Source organism: Janthinobacterium sp. PSPC3-1 (assembly GCF_049896105.1).
Classification (GTDB): domain Bacteria; phylum Pseudomonadota; class Gammaproteobacteria; order Burkholderiales; family Burkholderiaceae_D; genus Janthinobacterium.
The window spans coordinates 1-6028 of the sequence record NZ_JAFCTQ010000076.1 but is presented as its reverse complement, the minus strand read 5'-3'; the positions used below and the strand labels follow the sequence as shown (position 1 = coordinate 6028).

Annotated in this window: 5 protein-coding genes; 4 read left to right on the top strand and 1 reads right to left on the bottom strand. The window is 60.2% G+C overall.

Features of this window, described 5'->3' with window-relative positions:
- The first annotated feature begins 190 nt into the window (after positions 1-190).
- The 3 genes from ACP7B7_RS31400 (at position 191) to ACP7B7_RS31390 (ending at position 3767) form a co-directional block, all read left to right on the top strand.
- Positions 191-739, top strand: coding sequence for a hypothetical protein (locus ACP7B7_RS31400; protein ID WP_426079328.1), 549 nt, complete (start codon positions 191-193; stop codon positions 737-739).
- Between the two features lie 62 nt (positions 740-801).
- The gene (locus ACP7B7_RS31395; RefSeq protein WP_426079327.1) at positions 802-2280 is read left to right on the top strand and encodes a DUF2868 domain-containing protein; all 1479 of its coding nucleotides are present in this window, start codon (positions 802-804) and stop codon (positions 2278-2280) included.
- Positions 2277-3767 carry a DUF3482 domain-containing protein gene (locus ACP7B7_RS31390; RefSeq protein ID WP_426079326.1) on the top strand — a complete coding sequence of 497 codons (1491 nt, stop codon included), beginning with the start codon at positions 2277-2279 and terminating at the stop codon, positions 3765-3767. Before ACP7B7_RS31395 ends, ACP7B7_RS31390 begins: the two co-directional genes overlap by 4 nt.
- A gap of 3 nt (positions 3768-3770) precedes the next feature.
- Here the strand turns inward: ACP7B7_RS31390 and ACP7B7_RS31385 are convergent, their stop codons facing one another.
- On the bottom strand, positions 3771-4670 hold the full coding sequence (locus ACP7B7_RS31385) for a LysR family transcriptional regulator (protein WP_426079325.1): 900 nt from the start codon (positions 4668-4670) through the stop codon (positions 3771-3773).
- Positions 4671-4773: 103 nt separating this feature from the next.
- Here ACP7B7_RS31385 and ACP7B7_RS31380 point away from each other — a divergent pair, with 103 nt between their 5' ends.
- Positions 4774-5853, top strand: a complete 1080-nt coding sequence (locus ACP7B7_RS31380; RefSeq protein ID WP_426079324.1) for a tartrate dehydrogenase — start codon at positions 4774-4776, stop codon at positions 5851-5853.
- The last annotated feature ends 175 nt before the right edge of the window (positions 5854-6028 follow it).

Sequence of the window (6028 nt, the reverse complement as noted above, 5' to 3'; positions counted from 1 at the left end):
AGTGCTGCAACCAGTGTGAAAGTAGGTTATCGTCAGGCTTGTTATACGCAGTAGAAAAAAACCCCGCCAGAAATGGTGGGGTTTTTTTTCGTCTCAAGGGTTTGCGGCCATCGCCAAAAAACCCGTCATGTTTTCTTCATCTTGGCTCTGTACGATGGCCTTATTCCATCCGATCCGGAGCCTATCCGCCATGCTGGCCAAGCTGAAACTCCTTAAAACCCCCGCAGGTCCCGATACCATCTTGATGATCTCGGGCATATTGATTGTCTGGGGTGCCCAGGACGGCATGATGTCCCAGCCTTCCGCCGCAGTCCCTGCCGATCCCGCCATTGTGCTGATGGGCGTATTGCTCTCCGCCGCCGCCGTCCTCGTGGCGCTCTGGGATGCCTTGCGTCCATTGGGATTGCGCGCATCGCGCCGCATTGCCTTGCGCGTGCTGGCTTGCTCGGCTGTGCTCGTGCCCTTGTGCACCAAAACCGTATTCTTCTTCAACGATGTAGAAGCTGGCGATGGCTTTCCCTGGTGGCTGCTGGCGGCGTGCCTGTTCTGGCTGCCTGAGCAACGGCGCGCGGCCAGCCTGGTGTTTGGCATTGTCCTGCTGTGCGGCTTGGTCGAGGGTTCCTGGCAGCAAGGACTGGCAAGCCCGTCCTTTACGCCGGCACTGTGGTCTGCCTGGATCGCGTCTTATCTGGTCTATCTGCTGTATCGCGTGCTCAAATCGGACGACGCGTTGGCTTGAAACGCAAAAGTACGTCACAATCACCCTGTCGAGTTGTCGTTTTCTACAAAAACAGGAGCAACATGAACGAGTTAATTGCGAGAGATGTGGTGCTGGTACGCGCTATCGAAACGGCGGATCAGCAAAAGGAAATCCTCAGCGAAGATGACCGCATGTATGCAAGCCGCAGTGCACGCGAACTGGCCCAGTGGCAGGCGTCGGGCAAGCATGCGGATGTGACGGGTGACGATTTCCTGCAGCAGCGCTCCGAACAGATCTTGAAACGCCTGACCGAGCGCACGCCCGCGTTTGCCGCATTCGCCAAGCGCCGCAATGGCATGAAGACGCTGTCGCTGACTTTGCCTGTCCTGGCCTTGCTGCTGGGCGCCGGCCTCGATCGCATTACCGATCCGCACCGCGTGGATTTATTGTCCGCGCCGCTGCTGCTGATCATCGCCTGGAATTTGCTGGTGTATATCGGCCTCTTCATCTGGCTGTTCATTCCTTCCCATCCCTTGGGCTGGCCCAAGGCCGGCCTGGTACGCCATCTGAGCGTGGGTAAATTGTCGATGCCGCGCAAGCTACCCCATGTGCTGGCGACGGGCTTGCTGAATTTTTCGGTGGAATGGGGCCATCTGAGCCGCAAGCTGACGTCCGCCCGCCTCGGCCGCACCATCCATTTGAGTGCCGCCCTGTTTGCCATCGGCGCCGTCGCTTCCCTGTATGCGCGCGGCTTTTTGTCACAATATGCGGCCGGCTGGGAAAGCACTTTCCTTGGTGCCGGCCAGGTGCACAGCCTGCTGTCGACCTTGTTTGCGCCAGCCATCGCCGTATTTCCGCTGCAGGGTTTTTCGCTGGCCGAGATCGAAGCGCTGCGTTTCCCGCAAACCACGGCGGCCGAAGGCGGCGCGCGCTGGGTGCACTTGTATGCGGCGACGATCTTCCTGCTGGTGGTGCTGCCGCGTGTAATCCTGGCCGTGGTCGCTAATCTGCGCGCGGTGCAACTGGCGAAAAAATTTCCGCTCGATCTCGATCAGCCTTACTTCCGCAAACTCAATGACAGCATCGGCGTGTCGACCGGCGGCCTGCTGCGCGTGCTGCCTTACAGCTTTACCGTCGACGAAACGCGCCACAAGGGGCTGGGGCAGATCGCCACCATGCTGTTTGGCGAGCAGGGCCGCGTGATGCTGCGTCCGTCGACCTCGTATGGCGAGGAGCCGAAGGAGGTGCTGCGCGATACCGACCTGAATGACGCGCAAGTCAATATCACGGCCGTGCTGTTCAACCTGACAGCCACGCCGGAAAAGGAAAATCACGGCGCTTTCCTGACGTACCTGGCGCAATCGTCCACGCGCGGCATCGCCGTGCTGATCGATGAATCGTCTTACCTGGAGCATGCGGGAGTGGTGCCGGAAAACGATCCCCGCCGCGCCGAAAGAGTCGCCTTGTGGCAGCAGTTCTGCCAGTTCCATCAGACCACGGCCACGGTGGTCAATTTGCTCAATCCCGCCCTGCACCCCCTTGATGCGGGAGTGGGGCTGAAACTATCGGCAGCAGCATGAGTGTAAATGTAGAGAAGCAAGTGCAGGGCGATGCGGTGCAGATCCAGTTTGCCCTGATTTCGCATACGAATAACGGCAAGACGACCCTGGCGCGCACCCTGGTGGGCGTGGATATCGGCGAAGTGCGCGATGCCGCCCATGTGACGGTATTTGCCGAATCGCATACCTTGCTGGCCACGCCGGAAGGCGATGCGCTGCAACTGTGGGATACGCCCGGCTTTGGCGACTCGGTACGATTATTGAAACGCCTGGGCCAGGCCGGCAATCCCATCGGCTGGTTCCTGCGCGAAGTGATCGACCGCTACCGCGACCGGCCATTCTGGCTCAGCCAGCAAGCGCTGCGCACGGCCAGGGATGCGGCCGATGTGGTGTTGTATCTGGTTAATTCATCGGAACATCCGAAAGACGCGGGCTATCTGCCGGCGGAAATGAAGATCCTGGAATGGCTGGGCAAACCCGTAGTGGTCCTGCTGAACCAGATGGGGCCGCCCCGTGCCGGCAATGCCGAGCACAGTGAGCAGGCGCGCTGGCGCGAACACCTGCGGCAATATCCGATCGTGCGCGAGGTCCTGGCGCTCGATGCCTTTGCCCGCTGCTGGGTCCATGAGCGCGTATTTTACGAAGCCGTTGGCAAGCTGCTGCCCGCTACACAGCAGGCGGGCTATGCGCGCTTGTTTGCCAGCTGGCAGGCGCAAAACAAGGCCCGTTTCCAGCAGGCGATGCAGTTGCTGTCGTCGCAGCTGGCAGTGTCGGCGCAGGACAGCGAGGCGCTCGATACGGCGTCCAAAGGGCTGCTGAGATCGGCCTTGCAGGTGGTTGGCATCGGCAAGAATGAAGAACAGCAACGCCAAGAACGCGCGATGGCCGCCCTGGTGGCGCGGCTCAATCTGCATAGCGGCGTAACCACGCGCGAACTGCTGATCCTGCACAAGCTCGACCCTACCGATGCGCACAAGATTAATACCCGCGTGCGCGACAACTTTGCCGTGCGCGCGCCGATCGACAAGGCCCAGGCCGGTTTGCTGGGCGCGATGGTATCCGGCGCGGCGACGGGCTTGTCGGCCGATCTGATTTCCGGTGGCTTGAGCATGGGCGCGGGCGCCCTGCTCGGTGGCGTGGTCGGCGCGCTGACGTTTGCCGGCGCCGCCTGGGGCTTCAATTCCGGTACCGACCGCAACCATCCGACCATGCAATTTACCGACGCCTTCTTGCGCACCCTGGTGGTGGCCGGTATCTTGCGCTACCTGGCGGTGGCGCATTTTGGCCGTGGCCGCGGCAATTTTGTCGAAAGCGAAGCGCCAGCCTTCTGGCAGGATGAAGTCGAGCAGGCGGTGGCGCGCCATGAGAACGCCTTGCTGGAAGCGTGGAAAGAGCTGCGCCGTGACAAGTCGCCCGAGCAAGCAGCGGCGCGCCTTGCTCCCACCATCACGGCGATTGCCGGCGACACCCTGGCCAAGCTGTATCCGGATGTGCCGCGCCTGGTGTAAGGCTCAGGGTTTTTCCTGCAGCCATTGTTGCAGGAACTGCACGCAGACCCTGACCTTGGCCGAGTTCGACAGGCGCGATGTCGTCACCGCCCACACATCGGCCTCCTGCCGGTAGCTGGGCAGCACGCGTATCAAGCGGCCCTGCGCCAGGCTGTGTTCGACATCCCATGCCGAGCGCAGGATGATGCCGTGGCCGTCGAGCGCCCATTGATGGACCAGTTCGCCATTATTGGCGGACAGTTGCCCATCTACCTTCACCGTTTCCGCACCTTGCGGACCCAGCAGTTTCCAGCGCCGTCCATCCTGATCGCGTTCGCGGATCACGATGCATTGATGTGCGCGCAGCTCCATCAGTGTGGCCGGCATGCCGTGCTCTTCCAGGTAAGCCGGCGCCGCGCACAGCACGCGGATATTGCTGGCGATGCGGTGCGCGATCAGGTCCGGCTCATGCACCACGCCCACGCGGATATCGAGATCGAAACCTTCGCCCAATAAATCGACGGGGCGGTCGAGCAATTCCAGCTGCACTTTCAGTTTCGGATACTGGCGCGCCAGCTGCGACAGGGCCGGCCCCAGCCGGTTGCGGCCAAAGCCTGAACTCGAGCAGATCCGCAAGATGCCTTGCGGCTGCAATTTCGATTGCGTCACCGCTTCTCCCATCTGTTCGACGTCGTCGAGGATGCGCTGGGCCCACTGTCGCACGATTTCGCCATGGTCGGTGATGCTGACCCGGCGCGTGGTCCGGTGCAGCAATTTTGCTTGCAAGGCCGCTTCCAGCATGCCGATGCGCTTGCTGACGACTGCCTTCGAGATACCAAGTTCCAGCGCCGTGGCGGCAAAACTGGTTTTATGGGCGACCAGGCAGAACAGGCGCAAGTCTTCCAGCAAAGGAGTATGTTTCATCGATTGTCCACGAAACGTGGCTACTTGGGTTGTGAGTGCGCTGATTGTATTCTGTTGCGGCCCTAGTATCATCATCGCATCGTATCCCACACAGGAAGAGACCATGGCCACCCATAAAATTGCAGTCATCGCCGGCGACGGCATCGGTAACGAAGTCATGCCCGAAGGCTTGCGTGTCATGGAAGCGGCCGCGCGCCGCTTCCATATCGATTTGCAGTTCACCACCATGGCCTGGGCCAATTGCGACTATTACCTGGAGCACGGCCAGATGATGCCGTCGGACTGGTTCGAGCAATTGAAGGATTTTGACGCCATCTATTTTGGCGCCGTCGGCTGGCCCGATAAAGTGCCCGACCATATTTCGCTGTGGGGATCGTTATTGAAATTTCGCCGCGAGTTCGACGAATACGTGAACTTGCGCCCCGTACGCCTGATGCCGGGCGTGCCTTGCCCACTGGCCAACAAGAAGCCGGGCGATATCGATTTCTATGTGGTGCGTGAAAATACGGAAGGCGAATATTCGTCCCTGGGCGGGCGCATGTTCGAGGGCACCGAACGCGAGACCGTGCTGCAGGAATCCGTATTTACCCGCAAGGGCGTTGACCGTATCCTGAAATATGCGTTCGAGCTGGCGCAAAGTCGTCCCAAAAAACACCTGACGTCGGCCACCAAGTCGAACGGTATCGCCATCAGCATGCCGTACTGGGATGAACGGGTGGAAACCATGGCGCCACAATTTCCCGAAGTGCGCTGGGACAAATACCATATCGACATCCTGGCGGCGCGCTTTGTACTGAGTCCCGAGCGTTTTGACGTGGTGGTGGCGTCCAACCTGTTTGGCGATATCCTGTCCGACCTGGGCCCGGCCTGCACCGGCACCATCGCGATTGCGCCATCGGCCAATATCAACCCCGAGCGCACCTTTCCGTCCGTGTTCGAACCAGTGCATGGTTCCGCGCCCGATATCTATGGTCAGAATATCGCCAACCCGATCGGCATGATCTGGTCGGGCGCCATGATGCTGGATTTTTTGGGCAATGGGGACGCCAATTACACGGCCGCACATGATGCGGTACTGCATGCCATCGAGCAGGTGCTGGAACATGGTCCGCGCACCCCGGACATGGGCGGCAAGGCCAGCACGACGGATATGGGCATGGCGGTGGCGGCATTGCTGAAATAAAGCTTGCCGCCATGGGGAGGCTTTGCTATAGTTCGCCTCCCCAATGAGACGCAGTCAAATGCGGCAGTTGAGGATCACCGGAAACGGCGATGTAGTAGAAAAGAAGGTGTTGACGGATTTAGCGAAATGCTTCATACTCTTCCTTCTTCGCAGCTGACAAACACAACGCTTTGTC